This is a genomic window from Microbacterium gilvum (assembly GCF_039543865.1).
Classification (GTDB): Bacteria; Actinomycetota; Actinomycetes; order Actinomycetales; family Microbacteriaceae; genus Microbacterium; species Microbacterium gilvum.
The window spans coordinates 107,468-127,490 of record NZ_BAABKO010000002.1 but is presented as its reverse complement, the minus strand read 5'-3'; the positions used below and the strand labels follow the sequence as shown (position 1 = coordinate 127,490).

The window sequence follows — 20,023 nt, the reverse complement described above, 5'->3', positions numbered from 1 at the left end:
GCCATCCGCCCCTGACCCCGCCCCGACCCCGGAAGCACCGCCATGACCCGCATCGCCCCCCTCGACCCGCCCGCCCGTCTGCTCATGGGCCCCGGCCCCATCTCGGCGTACCCCAGCGTGCTGCGGGCGATGTCGTCGCCGCTCGTCGGGCAGTACGACCCGTTCATGACGAGCGCCATGGGCGAGGTGCAGGCGCTCTACCGCGAGGTGTGGGCGACGTCGAACGACGCCACCCTGCTCGTCGACGGCACGTCGCGCGCGGGCATCGAGGCCGCCATCGTCTCGCTCGTGCGGCCGGGCGACCGCGTGCTCGTGCCGGTCTTCGGGCGCTTCGGGCACCTCCTCGCCGAGATCGCCGAGCGCGCGCTCGCCGAGGTGCACACGATCGAGGTGGAATGGGGGCAGGTCGTGCCCGTCTCGCTCATCGAGGAGGCGATCGTGCGCGTCAAGCCCACGCTCCTCGCCCTCGTGCAGGGCGACACCTCGACGACCATGAACCAGCCGCTCGACGAGATCGGCGCGCTGTGCGCGACGCACGGGGTGCTCTTCTACTCCGACGCGACCGCCTCGCTCGGCGGCAACGCCTTCGAGGCGGACGCGTGGGGGCTCGACGCCGCGACGGCCGGCCTGCAGAAGTGCCTCGGTGGGCCCAGCGGCTCGTCGCCGATCACGCTCTCCGACCGCGCCGTCGAGGTCATCCGCTCGCGTCGCCGCGTCGAGGCGGGCATCCGCGAGGAGTCCGACGAGAGCGCGTCCGACTTCATCCGCACGAACTACTTCGACCTCGGAATGATCCTCGACTACTGGGGGCCGCGCCGGCTCAACCACCACACCGAGGCCACGTCGATGCTCTACGCGGCGCGCGAATGCGCCGCCGTGCTCCTGAACGAGGGGCGCACGGCCGTCATCGAGCGCCACCGCGTCGCGGGCGCCGCCATGCTGGCAGGCGTCCAGGGTCTCGGGCTCGAGGTGTTCGGCGACGTCGCGCACAAGATGAACAACGTCGTCGCCGTCGTCATCCCCGACGGAGTGCCGGGCGACGCCGCACGCCAGGCGATGCTCGACGACTTCGGCATCGAGATCGGCACGTCGTTCGGCCCGCTGCACGGCCGCGTGTGGCGGATCGGCACGATGGGCTACAACGCCCGACGCGACACCGTGCTCACGACGCTCGCCGCGCTCGAGTCGGTGCTGCGCCGCTTCGGCGCGTCGGTGCCGGCCGGCGGCGGCGTCGAGGCCGCCGCCGACGTCTTCCGCGGGGCCGCCGCGTGACGGGCGGGCGGCTCTCGCACCTCGCCCCCGACGCCGTGCTCACGGCGGCGCGGCGCGTGATGGCGCGGTGCGACGAGCTCGCCCGCGTCACCGCGGACGAAGGCGCCATCACGCGCGTCTACCTCTCGCCCGAGCACGCCCGCGTCAACCGCCTCGCGGCGGAGTGGATGCGCGAGGTCGGCCTGACGACGCGGCAGGACGCGGCGGGCAACCAGCTCGGCCTGCTGCCCGCGGCCGACCGCGACGCGCCCGTGCTCATGCTCGGCTCGCACCTCGACACCGTCATCGACGCTGGCCGCTTCGACGGCATCGTCGGCGTGCTCATGGCGATCGAGGTCGTGCGCCTGCTGCGCGTCGCGGATGGCGACGGCTGGCGCTCGCCGTTCCCGTTCGGCATCGAGGTGGCGGCGTTCTCGGACGAGGAGGGCACGCGGTTCGGCAAGGCGCTGCTCGGATCGTCGGCCGTCGCAGGCGACTGGGACGACGCGTGGTGGGAGCTCGAGGACTCCGACGGCACGTCGCTGCGCGAGGCGTACCGCGAGTTCGGGCTCGACCCCGGCCGCATCGGCGAGGCCGCACGCCGACCCGACCAGCTCGTCGGCTACCTCGAGGCCCACATCGAGCAGGGGCCGGAGCTCGACCGCCGGGGCGAGTCGCTCGCCGTGGTGTCGTCGATCGCCTCGGCGCGCCGGTTCCAGCTCGTCGTCGAGGGGGAGGCGCGCCACGCGGGCGGCACGCCCTACGACATGCGACGGGACGCGCTGCTCGGCGCGAGCGAGGCGGCCCTCGCCGTCGAGCGCATCTGCTCCGGCGAGCACCACATCATCGGCACGGTGGGGCAGCTCGAGGCGTTCCCCGGCGCCGTCAACGTGGTGCCTGGCGAGGCGCGCTTCAGCCTCGATCTGCGCGGCGAGTTCGACGGCGAGCGCGACAGGGTGTGGAACGCGATCTCGCGTGAGCTCGACGCCATCATGGGCCGCCGCCACCTGCGCTGGCGTGCCCGCGAGGTGCACAGCGCAGCCGCCGTGTTCTGCGCTCCGCTGCTGCAGGACGTCGTGCGCGCGGGCATCCGGGCGACCGTCGCGGGCGCGGAGCCCGCGACCCTCTTCAGTCCGGCCGGCCACGACGGGATGTCGATCGGCGCCCTGACCGATGTCGGCATGCTCTTCCTGCGCAATCCCGACGGCATCAGCCACCACCCCGCGGAGTCGGTGGCGGGAGGAGACGTCGCCCTCGGCATCCGCGCGCTCGCCGAGGCTGTCGCCCATCGCGGCGCCGAGCGCGGCTGAGGGGCGGGGGAGGGCTCCGATCAACCCGTAACATCGCGGCAACGCGGGCGAATGTTGGGGAAACCTACGGCTCCTAGTGTCAGGCAGGTACTCACCCGAGAGCACCACCTTGCAGATGGAGCACAGCATGTCCCTGTCTTCCCGCCGTACCCGTGCCGGCATCGCCGTCGCGACCGCCGCCCTCACGGGCCTCGTCCTCGCGGGCTGCGCGAGCTCGTCCGACGACGCCGCAGCCGGCGGCGAGGAGGAGGAGAGCTTCGGCGACCTCACCCTCCAGCTCAGCTGGATCCTCAACGAGGAGTTCGCCGGCGAGTACATCGCCGACTCCGAGGGGTACTACGCCGACGCCGGCTTCGACTCCGTCACGCTCGTCCCCGGCCCGTCCACGGGCGTCGCGGAGCTGCTGAGCGGCACGGCCGACGTCGCGTTCAGCGACTCCGTCGCCGTCGGCACCGCGATCGCCAACGAGAGCGCCCCGCTCAAGATCATCGGCGCGACGTTCCAGGCGAACCCCTTCACGATCCTCTCTCTCGCCGACGGCGGCGACATCCAGACCGCCGAGGACCTCGTCGGCAAGAAGATCGGCGTGCAGGACTCCAACACGTCGCTCTTCAACGCGCTCCTCGCCGCCAACGGCATCGACCCCGCAGACGTCGAGGTCGTGCCGGTGCAGTACGACCCGGCGCCGCTCATCAACGGCGAGGTCGACGGCTTCGTCGCCTACATCACGAACGAGGCTATCTCCGTGGAGATGGAGGGGCTGGAGACCACCAACCTCACCTTCGCCGACAACGGCCTGCCGTTCGTCGCCGAGACCGTCACGGTCACGCAGGAGGCCATCGACACCGAGCGCGAGAAGCTCAAGGGCCTCCTCGAGGCCGAGGTGCGCGGCTGGACCGACGCCGTGAACGACCCGCAGCTCGGCGCCGACCTGGCTCTCGAGGAGTACGGCGCCGACCTCGGGCTCGACCCCGAGAAGACGCTCGCCGGCTCCGAGGCGCAGAACGCGCTCGTCGTGTCGGACGAGACCGCCGAGAACGGCCTCTTCACCATCAGCGAGGACCTCCAGGCCGAGACGATCGCGAGCCTCGAGGGCGCCGGCATCTCGGTGACGGCCGACCAGCTGTTCGACCTCAGCCTGCTCGCCGAGGTCTACGAGGAGAACCCCGACCTCATCGCCTACGCGGAGTGATCCCCTGCGCGGCCGGCCGGCGGACCGGCCGGCCGCGCCCCCGACACCTCCGCCACGACAAGCCAGGAGCAGCAGTGACCGACACGGCCATCCCGACCGGAACCGCGCAGAGCGCGGGCACCGGCCTCCAGATCACGGGCCTCAACAAGGTCTTCCGCGTGGGGCGCAAGAGCGTCGTCGCGCTGCAGGACGCGAACCTGCACACCGAGCAGGGCACGTTCCTCTCGCTCCTGGGCCCGTCGGGCTGCGGCAAGTCGACCATCCTGCGCATCCTCGCCGGGCTCGAGGAGCCCTCGAGCGGCATGACGCGCGTCGACGGCAAGAGCCCGAAGGAGCTGCGCCGCGAGAACAAGCTCGGCATCGCCTTCCAGGACTCGGCGCTGCTGCCGTGGCGGAGCGTGCAGTCCAACATCCAGCTGCCGTTCGAGGTCGCGGGCACCCCCGTCGACAAGGACTACGTGCGCGAGATGATCGATCTCGTCGGGCTCACCGGCTTCGAGAAGGCCAAGCCCGCCCAGCTCTCCGGCGGGATGCGGCAGCGCGTGTCGATCGCGCGCTCGCTCATCCTGAAGCCCGAGGTGCTCCTCTTCGACGAGCCGTTCGGCGCCCTCGACGACATGACGCGCCAGCGCCTCAACCTCGAGCTCCTGCGCATCTGGACGGAGAAGCCCGCCACGACCCTGCTCGTCACGCACGGCATCTCGGAGGCGATCTTCCTGAGCGACAAGGTCGCCGTCATGAGCCCGCGCCCCGGGCGCATCAAGGCCGTCATGGACATCGACCTGCCGCGGCCTCGCACACCCGAGCTCATGCGCACGCCGGAGTTCCACGCGTACGTCGACCAGGCATCCGAGCTGCTGTTCGGCGGAGACGACGGGGCAGACGATGAGCACTGAGACGGATGGCGCGGCACCCGTCGCGACGGACGGCTCGGGAGCCGCGATGGCGGCCGTCGCGGCACAGGCTCCGGACGGACGCGGAGCGCGCATCCAGTGGGAGGACGTCAAGCTCCCCTCCTGGATGGTCGGCGCGATCGGCATCATCGGCGTCATCCTCGCGTGGTGGATTCTCGCGGAGACCGCGTTCGCGAGCGTCGGGACGGGCGTGCGCGCCATCCCGACCCCTCCGCAGGTCGTGGAGGGACTGTTCACCTCCGGGTGGGATTTCTACGCCCGCAACTTCGGCGTCACCCTCGCCGAGGCGGGCATCGGCTACCTGTGGGGCAACGTCATCGCGCTCCTCCTGTCGGCCACGGTGCTCGTGCTGCCGCGGCTCGAGGGCGTCGTCATGCAGCTCGCCATCATCACGTACTGCATCCCGATCGTCGCCATCGGCATCCTCCTCGTCGTCATCATCCCCGTGCCCGACGCGGGCGAGCCGGCCGGCAACGCGATCTTCCTCGCGGCCCTGTCGGTCTTCTTCACGACGGTCGTGAGCACGCTCCTCGGGCTCAAGGCCGCCGACCGCTCCGCCCTCGACCTCGTCGCCGTCTACGGCGGATCGCGGCTCACGCAGCTGCGCAAGGTGCGGCTCATCGCCGCGCTGCCGTCCATCCTCAACGCCCTGCAGATCGCCGTGCCCGCCGCCTTCCTGGGCGCCGTGCTCGGCGAGTTCTTCGGCAAGGTGCAGTACGGCGTCGGCCCCGCCATGATCGCGGCGCAGCAGGCGCTCGACTCGCCGCGCGTGTGGGGCATCGCCCTCGTCTCGGGCCTCGTGGCCCTCGCCGGGTTCGCGCTCGTCGGGCTCGCCGCCCGCCAGGTCGCCCCGTGGTCGAAGGGAGCATCCGCATGACCGCCGTCGCCGCCCCGGTGGCCGCCCCCGCGCCATCCGCCCCCATCGCCGACATGCGCCGCGAGGCGCGGCGCGCGACGCTCCGCGCGCTCGGGTCGAGTCTCACCACGTTCGCGCTCACGATCGTCGCCGTGCTCGTGCTGTGGCAGGGCCTGCTCCTCGTGTTCGGCGTGAGCCCCTACGTCGGCAAGGGCCCCGCCGACGTCTGGGCGTTCCTCTTCACGATGCCGAACGCCGCCGACAACCGCGCGCAGCTGTTCGGGCAGCTCGGCGTGACCCTCGCCGACGCGACCATCGGCTTCGTCGCGGGCCTCGTCGTCGCGCTGCTCGTCGCGATGGGCTTCCAGCTCAGCAAGGGCTTCGAGCACGCGCTCATGCCGCTCGCGATGCTGCTGCGTTCCGTGCCGCTCGTCGCGATGGCGCCCGTCATCATCCTCATCTTCGGCCGCAGCCCCGTCACGGTGGCCGTCATCGGCGGCATCGTCGTGCTGTTCCCCGCGCTCGTGAACATCGTCTTCGGCCTCCGCCAGGTGTCGCCGCAGATGAGCGACGTCATCGAGGTCTACGGCGGCTCGCCGTGGACGGCGCTGCGCAAGGTCGCCCTGCCGAGCTCGCTGCCCTCGCTCCTCGCCGCCGTGCGCATCTCGGTGCCGGGCGCCATCACGGGCGCCCTGCTCGCCGAGTGGCTCGCGGTCGGCGGCGGCATCGGCGGCGCCGTCGGCGGGTACCAGGCGCAGGCGCAGTTCGCTGCGTTGTGGACGGCCGTCGTGCTCGTCACGGGCGCGGCGCTCGTCCTCTACAACCTCGTGGCTATCGTCGAATCGGTCGTCCTCGCCCGCATGGGCATGGCCGACCGCGCCTGACGCGCCACCCGAAAGGAACCACCCGCATGACCGTCGACCTCCGCGCCTTCGCCTACGGCCTCCCCAAGGCCGAGCTCCACCTGCACCTCGAGGGCACGCTCGAGCCCGAGCTGAAGTTCGCGCTCGCCGCGCGCAACGGCATCGCGCTCGCCGAGAAGACCGTCGAGGCCGTGAAGGCGACCTACGACTTCACCGATCTCACGAGCTTCCTCGCCGTCTACTACCCGGCGATGGAGGTGCTGCAGACCGCCGACGACTTCCACGACCTCGCCTGGGCGTACCTGCAGCGCGCGAAGGCGAACGGCGTCGTGCACGTCGAGATGTTCTTCGACCCGCAGGCGCACACGAGCCGCGGCGTCCCGTTCGCCGACGTCGTCACGGGGTACCGCCGTGCGGCCGTCCGGGCGCAGGACGAGCTCGGCGTCTCGGCCGAGCTCATCCTCTGCTTCCTGCGCGACTTCACGGCCGAGCACGCGATGTCCACGCTCATGGAGGCGCTGCCGTACAAAGCGTGGATCGTCGGCGTGGGCCTCGACTCGGATGAGCGCGACAACCCGCCCGCGAAGTTCGCCGCCGTGTTTGCGCGCGCCAAGGCGGAGGGGTTCTTCACGACGATGCACTGCGACATCGACCAGAAGGGCTCGATCGAGCACATCCGCCAGGTGCTCGAGGAGATCGGTGTCGACCGCGTCGACCACGGCACGAACATCGTGGAGGACCCCGCGCTCGTCGCACTCGCGAAGGAGCGCGGCCTCGGCTTCACGACGTGCCCCGTGTCGAACTCGTTCGTGACGGAGCAGATGAAGTCGGATGAGATCGTCTCGCTGCTGCGCGAGGGCGTGCGCGTCACGGTGAACTCCGACGACCCGGCGTACTTCGGCGGCTACGTCGCCGACAACTACGTCGCCCTCGCCGAACAGGCGGGCCTCGACGCCGGCGACCTCGCGCGTCTCGCGGTCAACTCCTTCGAGGCCTCGTGGCTGACGCCCGCGCGGCGCGCGGCCTTCGTCGCGGCCGTCGAGGAGTTCGCGGCGTCGCACGGCGTCGCGGTCGCGGGCTGAGGATGGCGGCGGGCGCGGCGCGCGCGGACGCCGACGCCCGCGTCACCTCCGACCCGGAGACGGCCGCGCGGCTCGGGGAGCGCATCCGCGCGCTCCGCAAGGCGCGCGGCCTCACCCTCGCCCGCGTCGCCGCCGCCACGGGGCTCTCGCACCCGTTCCTCAGCCAGGTCGAGCGCGGCATCCACCAGCCGAGCCTCGGGTCGCTGCGGCGCATCGCCGTCGCGCTCGAGACCAGCCCCGTCGAGCTCGTCGCGGCCGCCGATGAGCCGTCGGACGAGCCCGCCCGCGTCGAGCTCGTCCGCGCGGGGGACGGAGCCGTGCCGGAGGGGTTCTCGCGCGGCACGGCGCGGGCGCTCGCGCACGGCGCGTCGGCGTTCCATCCGCTCGAGGTCGAGGTCACCCGCTCGGAGCGCGGCGAGCGGTTCGCGCACGCCGAAGGTGAGTTCGTGTACGTGCTCGCCGGGGCCATCCGCCTCGAGCTCGACGGCGAGGAGCACGCGCTCGCCGCGGGAGACTCCGCGTCGTACGCGGGCGGAGTGCAGCACCGCTGGTGGACGCCCGACGGCGGTGCCGCGCGGCTGCTCGTGGTCAAGGAGACGGTGCGCGCTGCGCGGTGACGCCGGTGCGTGCTTTTCGTCCATTCGTCACCGCTCGCCAGTGCGGATGTGCGCGTTGTCGTCGTTCGCCAGTGCGGTTGTAGGCGAAGTGGGTGCTTTTGGCTGACATCCGCACTGGCGAGTAGGGCGCTGGGCGGTGACGGCTGCCGTGGGGTGTCGGGTGCTGCTTCGCGAGTGCGGTTGTGCGCGTTGTCGTCGTTCGCCAGTGCGGTTGTGGGCGAAGTGGGTGCTTTTGGCTGACATCCGCACTGGCGAGTAGGGCGCTGGGCGGTGACGGCTGCCGTGGGGTGTCGGGTGCTGCTTCGCGAGTGCGGTTGTGCGCGTTGTTGTCGTTCGCCAGTGCGGTTGTGGGCGAAGTGGGTGCTTTTGGCCGACATCCGCACTGGCGAGCAGGTGTGCTGGGCGGTGACGGCTGCCGTGGGGTGTCGGGTGCTGCTTCGCGAGTGCGGTTGTGCGCGTTGTTGTCGTTCGCCAGTGCGGTTGTGGGCGAAGTGGGTGCTTTTGCCTGACATCCGCACTGGCGAAGCGGCGGGCGGGGCGCCCGGCCTGACATCCGCACTGGCGAAGCGGGGGGCGGGCCGCCCAGGCCGACATCCGCACTGGCGAACGTCGCGAAAGGCGGCACGGCGCCGCCCGCGCCGCCCACCCCTATCAGCCGGCCGCGCCGAGGAGCTCGGCCGCCCGTTCGGCGATCGCGATCGTGGGGGCCTGGGTGTTGCAGGTCGGGATGCTCGGCATGACCGACGCGTCGGCGACCCACAGCCCGGCGAGCCCGCGCACGCGCAGTGACGGGTCGACGACGGCGAGGTCGTCGACCCCGATGCGCGCGGTGCCGGAGCAGTGGAAGAAGGTGCCGACGTTCTCCCGCACGTACCGCTCCTTCGCGGCGCGGTCGAGCCCGTGCGGCGGCGTGATCGGCCCCTCGGCGAGCGCTCGGTAGGCGGGAGCCGCGACGAGGTCGTGCACGGCGTCGAGGGCCTCCACCATCGCGGCGAGGTCGGTCGGATGCGCGAGGTAGTTCGGCTGGATCTCGGGAGCCTGCGCGGCGTCGGACGACCGCACCCGCACCCACCCCGTGCTCTGCGACCGGTAGAGGCCGGGCACGAGCGCGAACACCCGGTCGCCCGACAGGTCGTGCGCCGCGTGGAGGCGCTCATCGCCGCGGGATCCGTGCGCGACCACCGTGTGCAGGTCGGGGCTCGCCCCCGCGTGCGTGCTGCGCCAGTTGAGCATCGCGCCGCCGCCGTTGCCGACGACGGGACCGAGGCCCGCGCGCGACCGGAAGTTCATCCCGAGGATGAGCGGATGGTCCTGGAAGTTCTCGCCCACGCCCGGCAGGTCGTGCCGTACCCGGATGCCCGCCTCGGCGAGCCGGGTCGGGTCGCCGATGCCCGACAGCTGCAGCAGCCGCGGCGTGTCGATGGCGCCCGCGGTGAGCACGATGCGCGCCGCGCGCGTGGTGGCGAGCGCTCCATCGAGCTCGTGGCGGATGCCGGTGGCGACGTCGCCCTCGAGCGAGACCTCGTGCACGCGGCTCCCGACGAGCACATGGAGGTTCGGCCGTGCCAGTGCGGGCTCGAGGTAGGCGCGCGCGGCGCTCCAGCGCTCGAACGCCCCGTCCTCGCCCACGACGGCGTTGTAGTCGGCGTAGGTCGCGCCGAGGTCGTCGGCCGCGTTGGCGTCGTCGATGACGGGAAGGCCCCGCTCGGCCGACGCGGCCACGAGCGCGTGCGCGATGGCGTGCACCGAGGCGAGCGGGCCCACGCGCATGGGCCCGTCGTCGCCGCGGTAGGCGGGGTCGCCGCCCGGCCGGGTCTCCGAGCGCCGGAACGCGGGCAGCAGGGCGTCGTATCCCCAGCCGGCGGCCCCCTGCGCCTCCCAGGCGTCGTAGTCGGCGCGGTTGCCGCGGTACCAGAGCATCGCGTTGGTGCTCGAGCTGCCGCCGAGCACGCGGCCGCGGGGGATGGCGAGCTCCCGGCCGCCGACGTGCGGCGACGGCGCCGACCGGTAGCCGTGGTCGTAGCGTCCGCCGATGAGCGCATCCCAGTGCGCGGCGTCGACGATCTCCCGGACGCCGCGGTGGTCGGGACCGGTCTCGACGAGCAGCACGTGCACGGCGGCGTCCTCCGACAGGCGCGCGGCGAGCACGCAGCCGGCGGCGCCGCCGCCCACGACGATGACGTCGTAGGCGGCGGCGGGACGGGCGACGACGGGCATCAGTTGTGCTCGCTCGGACCCATGACGACGATGCCCTCGGTCTCCTCCACGTGGCGCACGAAGATGTACTTGTCCTCGCGGCCATCCGAGTGCTTGCGGCGGATGCCGGGCTTCAGCACGCCGTCGGTCTTCGCGACGACGATGTAGGGCTCGTGCGCGGCGAGGCCGGCGGCGCAGTGCGCGTCGAACTCCTCGAGCGTCGTCGCCGTGTGCGCCTCGGCGACGCCCGCACCCCGCGCGATCGCGGCGAGGTCGACGCGGCCCTTCGCGGTGTGGGTGGCGGGCCCGCCGATGGACTGGTACTGCTCGTTGTCCCACACGACGACGAAGAGGTTCGCGGGCTGCTCGTTGCCGAGCGTCGCGAGGATGCCGAGGTTGAACAGCAGCCCGCCGTCGGTGTCGAGCGACACGATGCGGCGGTGCGGCAGGCCGGCGGCGAGGCCGAACGCCTCCGGCGTCACGCATCCGAGCTGCTGCTGGAACAGGCTCGCGTCGCGCATGTGCGGAGCGGCGTCGTACCACTCGTCGACGGCGCCGCCGAGCGACAGGACGACGAGCTCGTCGCGCAGACGCGCGCCCAGCAGGGCCATGGCTTCCCAACGGCTCATGCTCATCGCACGATCCCCCCTCCGAGGACGACGGCGGCATGGTGGTAGGACGCGTACGCCGTCTCGTACGCGTTCACGACGGCCTGCTCGATCTCGTCCACCTCGCGGACGATCGTGTACGGCGTGCGCAGGGTGGCGAGCAGCGGCTCCATCGTGATGCCGTGCGGGATGGCCCACCAGTTGTTCTCGCCCAGCTCGCCGCGGTAGCTCATGATCATGACGACGGGGATGCCCGCGCCGAGACCCATGCGCGCGAGGTGCTCGGTCGCGGCCCGCAGCCCGGAGTTCTCCATGACGAGCACGGCGCGCTTGCCAGAGAGGAAGACGCCGCCGGCGATCGCCGCGCCCTCGCCCTCGTTCGTGACGGGGATGGTGCGGATGTCGGGATCGGCGTCCAGCGCCGGGTACAGCTCCTTGAGGAGCGAGTCCGGGAGGTAGGTCGCGATGCTCACGCCGGCCCGCTTCAGGCCCCGGATCACCGCCTCGACGGCGTCGGCTCTCATGCGCTCTCTCCGTTCTCGGCGCTGTGCGCCGGCTGGGGTGCGACCGCGGCGAGGCGGTGCGCGGGATGGGCGGGGGCGAGTCGGGTGCGCCCGCTCACGTGCTCGCGCAGGGTCGCGCCCTCCGGCGCGCCCGCACGTCCTCGGGCGACGAGGATCGGCAGGACGAGCTCGATGAAGGCGCGGTAGGCGCCGGGGCCGCCGAACGTCGGCTCGAGCATGATGCCGTCGATTCCGGAGCCGTCGACGATGCGCTCGATCTCGTCGGCGACCTCGTCGGGCGCGCCCGTCACCTGGAACCCGCGGATGGCGCGCGTGCGGAACGCGTCGAGGATGTCGCCGACGCGCATGCCGGGATCCTCCCGCGCGTAGCGCTGCACGAGCGTCTGGCCGAGGTCGGTGCGGAGGTCGACGACCTTCGTCCCCGGGCCGATGCCCGTGAGGTCGAGCCCCGTGATCCCGGCGAACATGACGGCCGCGTCGTCGTGCCCGAGGAGGGCCTCGTACTCCGCGCGCAGGGCGTCGGCCTCCGCGCGCGTGGGCGCGACGGTGACGGTCATCCCCGTGATGACGGCGACGTCGGCGCCATCACGTCCGTGCGCGACGGCCTGCGCGCGGATGTCGCGGACGTGCGCCGCGGCCCCCTCGACCGTCTGCCCCTGGATGAACACGGCTTCCGCGTTGCGTGCGGCGTACGCGCGCCCGCGGTCGGACGTGCCCGCCTGGAACAGCACGGGAGTGCGCTGCGGCGTGGGCGGCACGGCGAAGACGCCGCGCGACGCGGGCGTCTCCACCCGGTGGAGCCGCCGGGGGTCGGCGTACACGCCCGCCGCTCGGTCGCGCCGCTCGGCGTCGTCGTCCCAGCTGTGCTCCCAGTGCCGCAGGCACGTGTCGAGGAACACGTCCGCCGCGTCGTAACGGGCGTCGTGCGACAGCGCGGACGTGACGCCGAAGAGCTCGTCGGTCGTCGCCTGCGAGCTGCCGGTCACGACGTTCCATCCGATGCGGCCTCCCGTCAGGCGGTCGAGCGTGGCGAAGCGGCGCGCCGTGCCGTAGGGCTTCTCGACCGTCGTCGGCGAGGTCACGACGAAGCCGAGCCGCTCGGTCTCGCGCGCGAGGGCCGCGATGGCGAGCATGGGGTCGAGCGCGGGGAACTGGATGCCGTGGGCCGCGACCTCGTCCGGCATGCGCCCGTCGAGCGTCGCATAGCCGTAGGTGTCGGCGAAGAAGAGGAAGTCGAAGCCGGCGGCGTCGAGGTCGCGGGCGAGGTCGACCCAGTACTCGAGCCGGTCCCAGTCGTCCCCTCGCCCCTCGGGATGCGTCCACGTCGGCATGCCGTTCGAGGGGTTCATCATCTCGAAGACCCCGAGCCTGATGCGCTGCGTCACAGGACCATCACCACCGATTTCGTCTCCAGGTAGTTCTCGAGCCCCTGCGGCCCGTTCTCGTAGCCCCAGCCCGACTCCTTGTGGCCGCCCTTGGGCAGCTCGGGGCCGAGGAAGGAATGGCAGTTCACCCACACGGTTCCCGCCTGCAGCCGTGCGGCGACGCGGTGCGCAGCGCTCAGCCCCTCCGTCCACACGCTCGCGGCCAGGCCGTAGTCGCTGTCGTTGGCCCATACGACGACCTCGTCGAGGTCGTCGAACGGAGTGACGACGGCGACAGGCCCGAAGATCTCCTCGCGCAGCAGGCGCATCCCGGGCCGGGCGCCCGTGAGCACCGTGGGCCTGTAGAACGTGCCGGCGTCGCCCTCGCGCCGTCCGCCCGTGACGACCTCGACGCCGTCGGCAGCCCCCTCGTCGACGTACCCCGCCACGCGCTCGGCCTGCGCGGCGCTCACCAGCGGGCCGAGGTCGGTGCCGGCGGCGAGCCCGTGGCCGAGCGCGAGCGACTCGCCCGCCGTGGCCATCCCCGCCACGACGTCGTCGTAGACGTCGCGATGCGCGTAGATCCGCGCGCTCGCGACGCAGACCTGCCCGCCGTTGTCGAAGATGCCGCGGGAGACCCCCGCGATCGCCGCCGTCAGATCGGCGTCGGGGAGGATGATCGACGGCGACTTGCCGCCGAGCTCGAGCGTGAGACGGGCGAGGCGCGTCGAGGCGGTCTGCGCGAGGCGCTTGCCGACCGCCGTCGAGCCCGTGAACGCGACCTTGGCGACGCCGGGATGGGCGGCGATCGCCTCTCCCGCTTCGCCGCCGAAGCCCGTGACGATGTTCACGACGCCGTCGGGGAGGCCGGCCTCCTGCAGCAGGCGCCCCAGATAGAGGGCAGTGAGCGACGTGTTCTCGGCGGGCTTCAGCACGATCGTGCACCCGGCGGCGAGGGCGGGCGCGAGCTTCATGGCCGTCATGATGAGGGGCGAGTTCCACGGCACGATCGCGGCGACCACGCCGACCGGCTCGCGCCGGGTGTAGGCGAGGACCTCCTTGCCCGGGGGAGTGCGCGAGAGCGAGGTCGGGATGGTCTCGCCGAGGATCTTCGTCGGCCATCCCGCGTAGTAGCGGAACTGCGAGATCGCTGCCGGGACCTCCCCGAAGCGGGAGGTGCGCAGGCTCTTGCCCTGGTCGAGCGTCTCGAGCTCCGCGAGGTCGTCGAGGTGCTCCTCCATGAGGTCGGCGATGCGCCACAGCAGGCGCGACCGCTCGGCGGGCGCGGTCTTCGCCCAGCGGGGGAGGGCCGTGGCCGCCGCCGCGACGGCGGCGTCGACGTCGGGCGCCGCCGCCCGCGCGATGCGGGCGAGCGGTCGTCCCGTCGCGGGGTCGACGGTGGCGAAGTCCGCCCCGGAGGACGCCGCCCGCCAGCGGCCGCCGACGAGCAGCCGGCCGGGGTCGTCGGCGAGGAACGCCGTGACGCGCGGGCGCAGCGGCGGATGGGCGGTGTCGATCATGGTGTGCTCCGGGTCAGCGGTGGAAGAGGCCGGCGAGGTCGTCCTGCGCGGCCATCCATTCGGCGCGCCGGGCGAAGAGGCCGGGGACGAGGAGGCGCACGCGCTCGATGAGCTCGTCGAGATCGGCGTGCACGAGACGGCCATCCCGCACGACGACGCGTCCGTCGACGACCGTCATGTCGACGTCGGAGCCGCGCACGGCGTGCACGAGGTTGTGGTGCAGGTTGGCGTGCGCGCCGTCGGGAAGGAAGGGCGTCATGCGCGGCGTGCCCGTGCGCACGGCGATGAAGTCGGCCCTGCGGCCCGGGGCGACGGCGCCGAGCACGTCGCCGCGCCCGATCGCGTCCGCGCCGCCCCGCGTGGCCATCCGCAGCACCTGCCACGAGTCCATCGCGGCGGCGTCCATCGACCGCAGCTTGCCGAGGAGCGAGGCGACCTTCATCTCCTCGAACATGTCGAGGTTGTTGTTCTCCTTCTCGCCGTCGGTTCCGAGGCCGACGGCGACGCCCGCGGCGAGCATCTCGGCCACGGGGGCCATCCCGCTCGCGAGCTTCATGTTCGACACCGGGTTGTGCGAGACGCCGACGCCGCGCGCGGCGATGAGGTCGATCTCGCTCTGGTCGAGCCAGACGGCGTGGGCGATCATGGCGTGCGGAGCGTCGAAGAACCCGAGCGCGTCGAGGGCGTGCATGGGGCGCGCGCCGTGGCGCTCGCGGAAGTCGGCGATCTCGATCTCCGACTCGCTGCAGTGCGTGTAGAGGCCCGTGCCGTGGGCGAGCGCCAGGTCGATCGCGCGCCGCTGGCCGGCGGCGTCGGCGTAGAACGGATGCTCCAGGCCGACCCACGGCATGATGCGGCCGTTGCAGGCGCCCGTCCAGTCCTGCAGCATCCGCTCGTTGTCGTCGAGCGTGTCGAAGTAGTCGAAGTCGGGGTGCTCGCCGACGTAGTTGACCGAGACGAGGCGGTTGCCGAGTGCTCTCGCGGCGCGGGCCGCGCCATCCATGTAGCGCCACATGTCGACGACGGTGGTCGTCCCCGACAGCAGCCCCTCGGCGTAGCAGAGCCAGGCGGCGGCCTCCGCCTCCTCGGGGCGCAGCACGCGGTGCATGGGGTCGATGTGGATGCGCAGCCACTCCCATACCGGAAGGTGCTCGGCCGTGCCGCGCAGCATGCCGGAGTGGTGGTGCGCGTTCACGAGGCCCGGCATGATGAGGCGGCCGGCGAGGTCGACGCGCTCGGCGGCGGGATGGGCGGCCTCGAGCTCGGCGCGCGGGCCGACGGCGGCGATCGTGTCGCCGTCGACGAGCACGGCGGCGTCGGAGAGCACCCGCAGGTCGTCATCCATGGTGACGACGGCGTCGGGCAGGTACAGAGCGCTCACGAGGCGGCGCCGTCGACGAGGTTGGGGTTCTCGGCGTAGACCTCGTCGAGGATCGACAGGTCGAACAGATCGGAGGCATCCAGGTCGTACCCCGCCGTCGCGAGGCTCGCGACGGTCTGCTCCTGCAGCTCGGAGGAGATCGTGAAGAGGCCGTTCTCCTCGGTCTCGTCCGACACGACGAGCAGCTCGGCCTGGGCGGTGGCGCTCGCGAGCGATCCTGTCATGTCGAGCCCGAGCGACTCGCCGTACTCGTCGACGGCGAGCTGCGCGCCGCGCTCGGGGTCGGCGACGGCGTCGTTCCAGCCGCGGATCTCGGCCTCGAGGAAGCCGGCGAGAGCGGCGCGGTCGGAGGCGACCGCCTCGTCGGTGGCCGTCACGACGTGGCCGACGAACGGCAGGCCGTTGTCGGCGAAGAGCAGGTCGGTGACCTCGATGCCCTGCAGCTCGATCGTCGTGGACTGGCTCGTGACGAAGGCGATCATCGCGTCGACCTCGCCCGTCGTGAGCGGTGCGACGTCGTACTGCACGGGGACGATGTCGACCTCGTCGGACGCGATGCCGTTCGCGGCGAGGAAGGCCTCGAACACGGCGCGGTTGGAGTCCTGCACGCCGACGCGCGCGCCGATCATCTGCTCGGGCGTGGAGATGTCGGCGCCGTCGGTCAGCGAGGCGATCGTGAAGGGGTTCTTCTGGAACGTCGCGCCGATGATCTTCAGCGGCGCCTGCTCGTTGGCGATGGCGGCGCCTACCGAGAGCGCGTCGGTGAGCGAGACGTCGGCGGTTCCGCTGAGCAGCTCGGCGACGCCGCTCGACGGGCCGGCGACGAGGTTCACCGACGAGAAGCCGGCGTCGGCGTAGTAGCCGGCGTCCTCGGCGATGAACTCGCCCGACCACTCCTCGTTGAGGATCCAGCTCAGCTGGACGTCGAGCTCTCCGAGCTCCGCGGCGTCGGCGGGGGCGTCGGCGGCGGGCGCGCAGGCCGCGAGCGACAGGGCGGCGGCCGAGACGACGACCACGGCGGGGAGGCGGGGGAACGAGCGCATGACGACTCTCTCTCGGACGCATCGCGTGCGGGTTCACGCGATGCGTTGATAGTAGAGAGCAATCGTTGATTGCAAATGGCTATCTCGTGTCGGGGATGTTTCCCGGCGCGGGACGGTGGCCGGCGGCCGGCGGCCGGCGGCCGGCGGCGTGCGGCGCCGCGTCAGCGGCCGGCGGCGTAGGCGAGGATGATGCGCACGGGATCGTCGCCGTGCACGGTCCACCGGTTCCGGATCGTGCCCGGGTGCGCGGCGGAGTCGCCGGGCCCGAGCGTCCAGGTCCCCTGCCCTTCGACCTCGAGGTCGATCGCGCCCTCGATCACGTGCACCGTCAGCTCGCCGTCCGACTGGAACCAGTCGCCCATGTACTGGCCGGGCTCGATGCGGTACTCCTGCACGGTCGCGAGCCGAGCCGACGCGGGCGACAGGACTCGCGTCATCCCCGCGTTCGGGGTGTCGGAGATCGGCGTCCAGCCATCGTCGCCCTGCCGGGTGATGTGCACGACGCCGGGCTCGGGCGGGGCAGGCAGCAGGGCCGACGGCGAGAGGCCGAGGGCGTGCGCGAGCCGGTACAGGGTCGCGAGCGAGGGCGTCGTCTGACCCGTCTCGATCTGGCTGAGGAAGGGCTGGCTGATCTCGGCGGTCGCCGCGAGGGCGCGCATCGAGAGCTTGCGTCGCGAGCGCTCGTCGCGGATGGCCCGCCCCACCGATGCGGCGATCGCGGCGTCGGCGGCGAGCGAGGGGGAGTCGGCCGTCACGTCCTCACCCTATGCGGGGAGCGCGGTGCTCTCGCGCCGGTTTCTGATCGCTGCGGCCGTTGGGGGCCCCTTCGTGGCCGCTGGGGCCCCTTCGCCAGTGCGGATGTGGGGCTTCGGCCGCTTCGCCAGTGCGGATGTGGCGCAAAAGGGCACCTCGGGTCTACATCCGCACTGGCGAACGCCGCGCGGCCGCCGCCGTCACGCCCCCAGCAGGGCGCGCAGCGGCTCGATCGTGAAGTACACGACGAACAGCGCGCCGACGAGCCACATGAGCCAGTGGATGTCGCGGGCCTTGCCTCGGGCGAGCTTGACGACGATGAACGCGATGAAGCCGGCGCCGATGCCGTCGGCGATCGAGTAGGTGAACGGCATGAAGGAGATCGTGAGGAACGCCGGCAGGGCGACTTCGATGTCCTTCCAGTCGATGCCCGCCACCTGCGTGAGCATGAGGAAGCCGACGAGCACGAGCGCAGGGGCCGCCGCCTCGTAGGGCACGAGCGCGACGAGCGGAGCGAACAGCGTCGACAGCAGGAACGCGACGCCCGTGACGACGGACGCGAGGCCCGTGCGCGCGCCGTCGCCGACGCCCGCCGTCGACTCGACGAAGGCGGTGTTCGACGAGACGGACCCCATGCCGCCCGCGACGGCGCCGAGGGAGTCGACGATGAGGATCTGCTTCGTGCGAGGCGGGTTGCCCTGCGCGTCGAGGAGCTTCGCCTCGGCGCCGATCGCGACCATCGTGCCCATCGTGTCGAAGAAGTCGGCGAGCAGCAGCGTGAAGACGAGCAGCACGAGCGTGACGATGCCGATGCTCTGGAACGAGCCGAGCAGATCGAACTGCCCGAGCAGCGAGAAGTCGGGTACGGCGACGATGCCCGTGAACGTTGGCGCGCTGTTGAAGCCGGCCTCGGGGTTCGTCGTGCGGTCGCCGATGTGGAGCGTGTTCTCGAGCACGATGGCGAGCGCCGTGGCGACGAGGATCGAGATGAGGATGGCGCCGCGCACCTGGCGCGCATGCAGCACGATCGCGAGGACGAGGCCGACGACGAAGACGAGGATCGGCCACGTGCCGAGGTTTCCGAGCGAGAGGATGGTGCCGCCGTCGCCCGACACGAAGCCCGCGTTCGTGAGGCCGATGAGCGTGATGAAGAGGCCGATGCCCGCGCCGATCGCCGTCTTCAGCGGACCGGGGACGGCCCGGAACACCGCCTCGCGGAATCCGGTGAGCACGAGGACGAGAATCAGCAGGCCCTCGATGACGATGACGCCCATGGCGTCCGCCCACGTCACGCCGGGGAGCGCGGCGATCGAGTAGGCCACGACGGCGTTGAGCCCGAGGCCGGCCGCCATGGCGAGGGGGAAGTTCGCGACGACGCCCATGAGGATCGACATGACGCCGGCGATGAGCGCCGTCGCCGAGGCGATCATGCTGAGGTTCGGGGCGTCTCCTCCGCCGAGGAACGAGCCCGTGCCATCCGCCGAGGTGCCGATGATGAGCGGGTTCAGCACGATGATGTACGACATCGCGAAGAAGGTGACGAGACCGCCGCGGATCTCGGTCCCGACCGTGGAGCCGCGCTCCGTGATGCGGAAGAAGCGGTCGAGGGCGCCACGGGGCGCAGAGGTGGTGCTCGTCATGGGGTCATCGTTTCATCGGGGAGGCGTGCGGGGCCAGATGCGGCCGACGCACCACGAAGACACCCGTCTTCGACAGGCGTAGACTTCATGGTACGAGATCCATGCACGGGCATGGACCCAATGCAGGAGATCGAAGGGATCATTATGGCATTCGACGGCAAGGTCGCCCTCGTCACGGGCGGCGGATCGGGCATCGGCGAAGCGGTCGCGAAGGAGCTCGCAGGCCTCGGCGTGAAGGTCGTCGTCGCCGACCTCAACCTCGAGGGCGCCGAGCGCGTCGTCGGGGAGATCACGGCGGCGGGCGGCGATGCAGCGGCGTTCCAGGGCAACACGGCGATCGCCGAGGACAACGAGAAGGCCGTCGCGTTCGCGGTGTCGACGTACGGCAAGCTCAACTACGCCGTCAACAATGCCGGCATCGGCGGCAAGGCCGCTCCCACCGGCGAGGTCGACATCGACGGCTGGGACCGCGTCATCGACGTGAACCTCAACGGCGTCTTCTACGGCATGCGGTATCAGATCCCCGCGATGCTCGAGGCGGGTGCCGGGGAGAGCGCGATCGTCAACATGGCGTCGATCCACGGCACGGTCGCCGCGATCGGGAGCTCCGCCTACACCGCGTCGAAGCACGCCGTCGTGGGGCTGACGAAGAACGCCGCGGCGGAGTACGGCGCGCAGGGCCTGCGCATCAACTCGGTCGGCCCCGGCTACATCGAGACGCCGCTGCTCACGAGCTCGCTTCCCGAGGAGGCGTTCGACGTGCTCAAGGGCAAGCACCCCCTCGGCCGTCTCGGTCGTCCCGAGGAGATCGCGAAGGTCGTGCGCTTCCTGCTGTCGGATGACGCGTCGTTCATCACGGGCGGCTACTACCTCGTCGACGGCGGCTACACGACCGTCTGACCCCGCGGG

The 20,023-nt window shown here is 72.0% G+C and carries 18 protein-coding genes; 9 read left to right on the top strand and 9 right to left on the bottom strand.

Going from position 1 to position 20,023, the window contains the following annotated elements:
* Positions 1–42 precede the first annotated feature (42 nt).
* The 8 genes from ABD998_RS06415 to ABD998_RS06380 all read left to right on the top strand — a co-directional run bounded on the left by ABD998_RS06415 (position 43) and on the right by ABD998_RS06380 (position 8,085).
* Positions 43–1,272, top strand: a complete 1,230-nt coding sequence (locus ABD998_RS06415; protein ID WP_345437188.1) for a pyridoxal-phosphate-dependent aminotransferase family protein — start codon at positions 43–45, stop codon at positions 1,270–1,272.
* The gene (locus tag ABD998_RS06410) at positions 1,269–2,561 is read left to right on the top strand and encodes an allantoate amidohydrolase (RefSeq protein ID WP_345437186.1); all 1,293 of its coding nucleotides are present in this window, start codon (positions 1,269–1,271) and stop codon (positions 2,559–2,561) included. Before ABD998_RS06415 ends, ABD998_RS06410 begins: the two co-directional genes overlap by 4 nt.
* A gap of 127 nt (positions 2,562–2,688) precedes the next feature.
* Positions 2,689–3,753: an ABC transporter substrate-binding protein gene (locus ABD998_RS06405; RefSeq protein ID WP_345437184.1), complete on the top strand. Its 1,065-nt coding sequence runs from the start codon at positions 2,689–2,691 to the stop codon at positions 3,751–3,753.
* Between the two features lie 74 nt (positions 3,754–3,827).
* Complete coding sequence (locus tag ABD998_RS06400; protein WP_345437182.1) at positions 3,828–4,649, top strand: ABC transporter ATP-binding protein; 822 nt, start codon at positions 3,828–3,830, stop codon at positions 4,647–4,649.
* Entirely contained in the window at positions 4,639–5,544 is a 906-nt protein-coding gene (locus ABD998_RS06395) for an ABC transporter permease (protein WP_345437180.1), read from the top strand. Before ABD998_RS06400 ends, ABD998_RS06395 begins: the two co-directional genes overlap by 11 nt.
* Positions 5,541–6,407, top strand: a complete 867-nt coding sequence (locus ABD998_RS06390) for an ABC transporter permease (protein WP_345437178.1) — start codon at positions 5,541–5,543, stop codon at positions 6,405–6,407. The genes ABD998_RS06395 and ABD998_RS06390 overlap by 4 nt, the downstream gene beginning before the upstream one ends.
* 26 nt (positions 6,408–6,433) lie before the next feature.
* The gene (add, locus tag ABD998_RS06385; RefSeq protein WP_345437176.1) at positions 6,434–7,468 is read left to right on the top strand and encodes an adenosine deaminase; all 1,035 of its coding nucleotides are present in this window, start codon (positions 6,434–6,436) and stop codon (positions 7,466–7,468) included.
* A 2-nt stretch (positions 7,469–7,470) separates the two neighbouring features.
* Positions 7,471–8,085 carry a helix-turn-helix domain-containing protein gene (locus ABD998_RS06380; protein ID WP_345437174.1) on the top strand — a complete coding sequence of 205 codons (615 nt, stop codon included), beginning with the start codon at positions 7,471–7,473 and terminating at the stop codon, positions 8,083–8,085.
* 651 nt (positions 8,086–8,736) lie between these two features.
* Here the strand turns inward: ABD998_RS06380 and ABD998_RS06375 are convergent.
* From ABD998_RS06375 to ABD998_RS06335, 9 genes are all read right to left on the bottom strand, one after another.
* Positions 8,737–10,302 (bottom strand): GMC family oxidoreductase, encoded by a 1,566-nt coding sequence (locus ABD998_RS06375; protein ID WP_345437172.1) that lies wholly within the window; start codon positions 10,300–10,302, stop codon positions 8,737–8,739.
* Positions 10,302–10,910 carry a thiamine pyrophosphate-dependent enzyme gene (locus ABD998_RS06370; protein ID WP_345437170.1) on the bottom strand — a complete coding sequence of 203 codons (609 nt, stop codon included), beginning with the start codon at positions 10,908–10,910 and terminating at the stop codon, positions 10,302–10,304. The genes ABD998_RS06375 and ABD998_RS06370 overlap by 1 nt, the downstream gene beginning before the upstream one ends.
* A gap of 2 nt (positions 10,911–10,912) precedes the next feature.
* Positions 10,913–11,413, bottom strand: coding sequence for a thiamine pyrophosphate-binding protein (locus tag ABD998_RS06365; protein WP_345437168.1), 501 nt, complete (start codon positions 11,411–11,413; stop codon positions 10,913–10,915).
* Positions 11,410–12,798 carry an NtaA/DmoA family FMN-dependent monooxygenase gene (locus ABD998_RS06360; protein WP_345437165.1) on the bottom strand — a complete coding sequence of 463 codons (1,389 nt, stop codon included), beginning with the start codon at positions 12,796–12,798 and terminating at the stop codon, positions 11,410–11,412. Before ABD998_RS06360 ends, ABD998_RS06365 begins: the two co-directional genes overlap by 4 nt.
* Positions 12,795–14,297, bottom strand: coding sequence for an aldehyde dehydrogenase family protein (locus ABD998_RS06355; RefSeq protein ID WP_345437163.1), 1,503 nt, complete (start codon positions 14,295–14,297; stop codon positions 12,795–12,797). The genes ABD998_RS06360 and ABD998_RS06355 overlap by 4 nt, the downstream gene beginning before the upstream one ends.
* A 13-nt stretch (positions 14,298–14,310) precedes the next feature.
* Complete coding sequence (locus tag ABD998_RS06350; protein WP_345437161.1) at positions 14,311–15,678, bottom strand: amidohydrolase family protein; 1,368 nt, start codon at positions 15,676–15,678, stop codon at positions 14,311–14,313.
* Positions 15,675–16,721, bottom strand: a complete 1,047-nt coding sequence (locus tag ABD998_RS06345; protein ID WP_345437159.1) for an ABC transporter substrate-binding protein — start codon at positions 16,719–16,721, stop codon at positions 15,675–15,677. Before ABD998_RS06345 ends, ABD998_RS06350 begins: the two co-directional genes overlap by 4 nt.
* A 161-nt stretch (positions 16,722–16,882) precedes the next feature.
* Complete coding sequence (locus ABD998_RS06340; RefSeq protein WP_345437157.1) at positions 16,883–17,476, bottom strand: helix-turn-helix domain-containing protein; 594 nt, start codon at positions 17,474–17,476, stop codon at positions 16,883–16,885.
* 198 nt (positions 17,477–17,674) lie between these two features.
* Positions 17,675–19,114, bottom strand: coding sequence for an NCS2 family permease (locus ABD998_RS06335; protein WP_345437155.1), 1,440 nt, complete (start codon positions 19,112–19,114; stop codon positions 17,675–17,677).
* A 144-nt stretch (positions 19,115–19,258) separates the two neighbouring features.
* On the opposite strand from ABD998_RS06335, the gene ABD998_RS06330 reads away from it, so the two are divergent.
* Positions 19,259–20,014 (top strand): SDR family NAD(P)-dependent oxidoreductase, encoded by a 756-nt coding sequence (locus ABD998_RS06330; RefSeq protein WP_425562952.1) that lies wholly within the window; start codon positions 19,259–19,261, stop codon positions 20,012–20,014.
* Positions 20,015–20,023 lie beyond the last annotated feature (9 nt).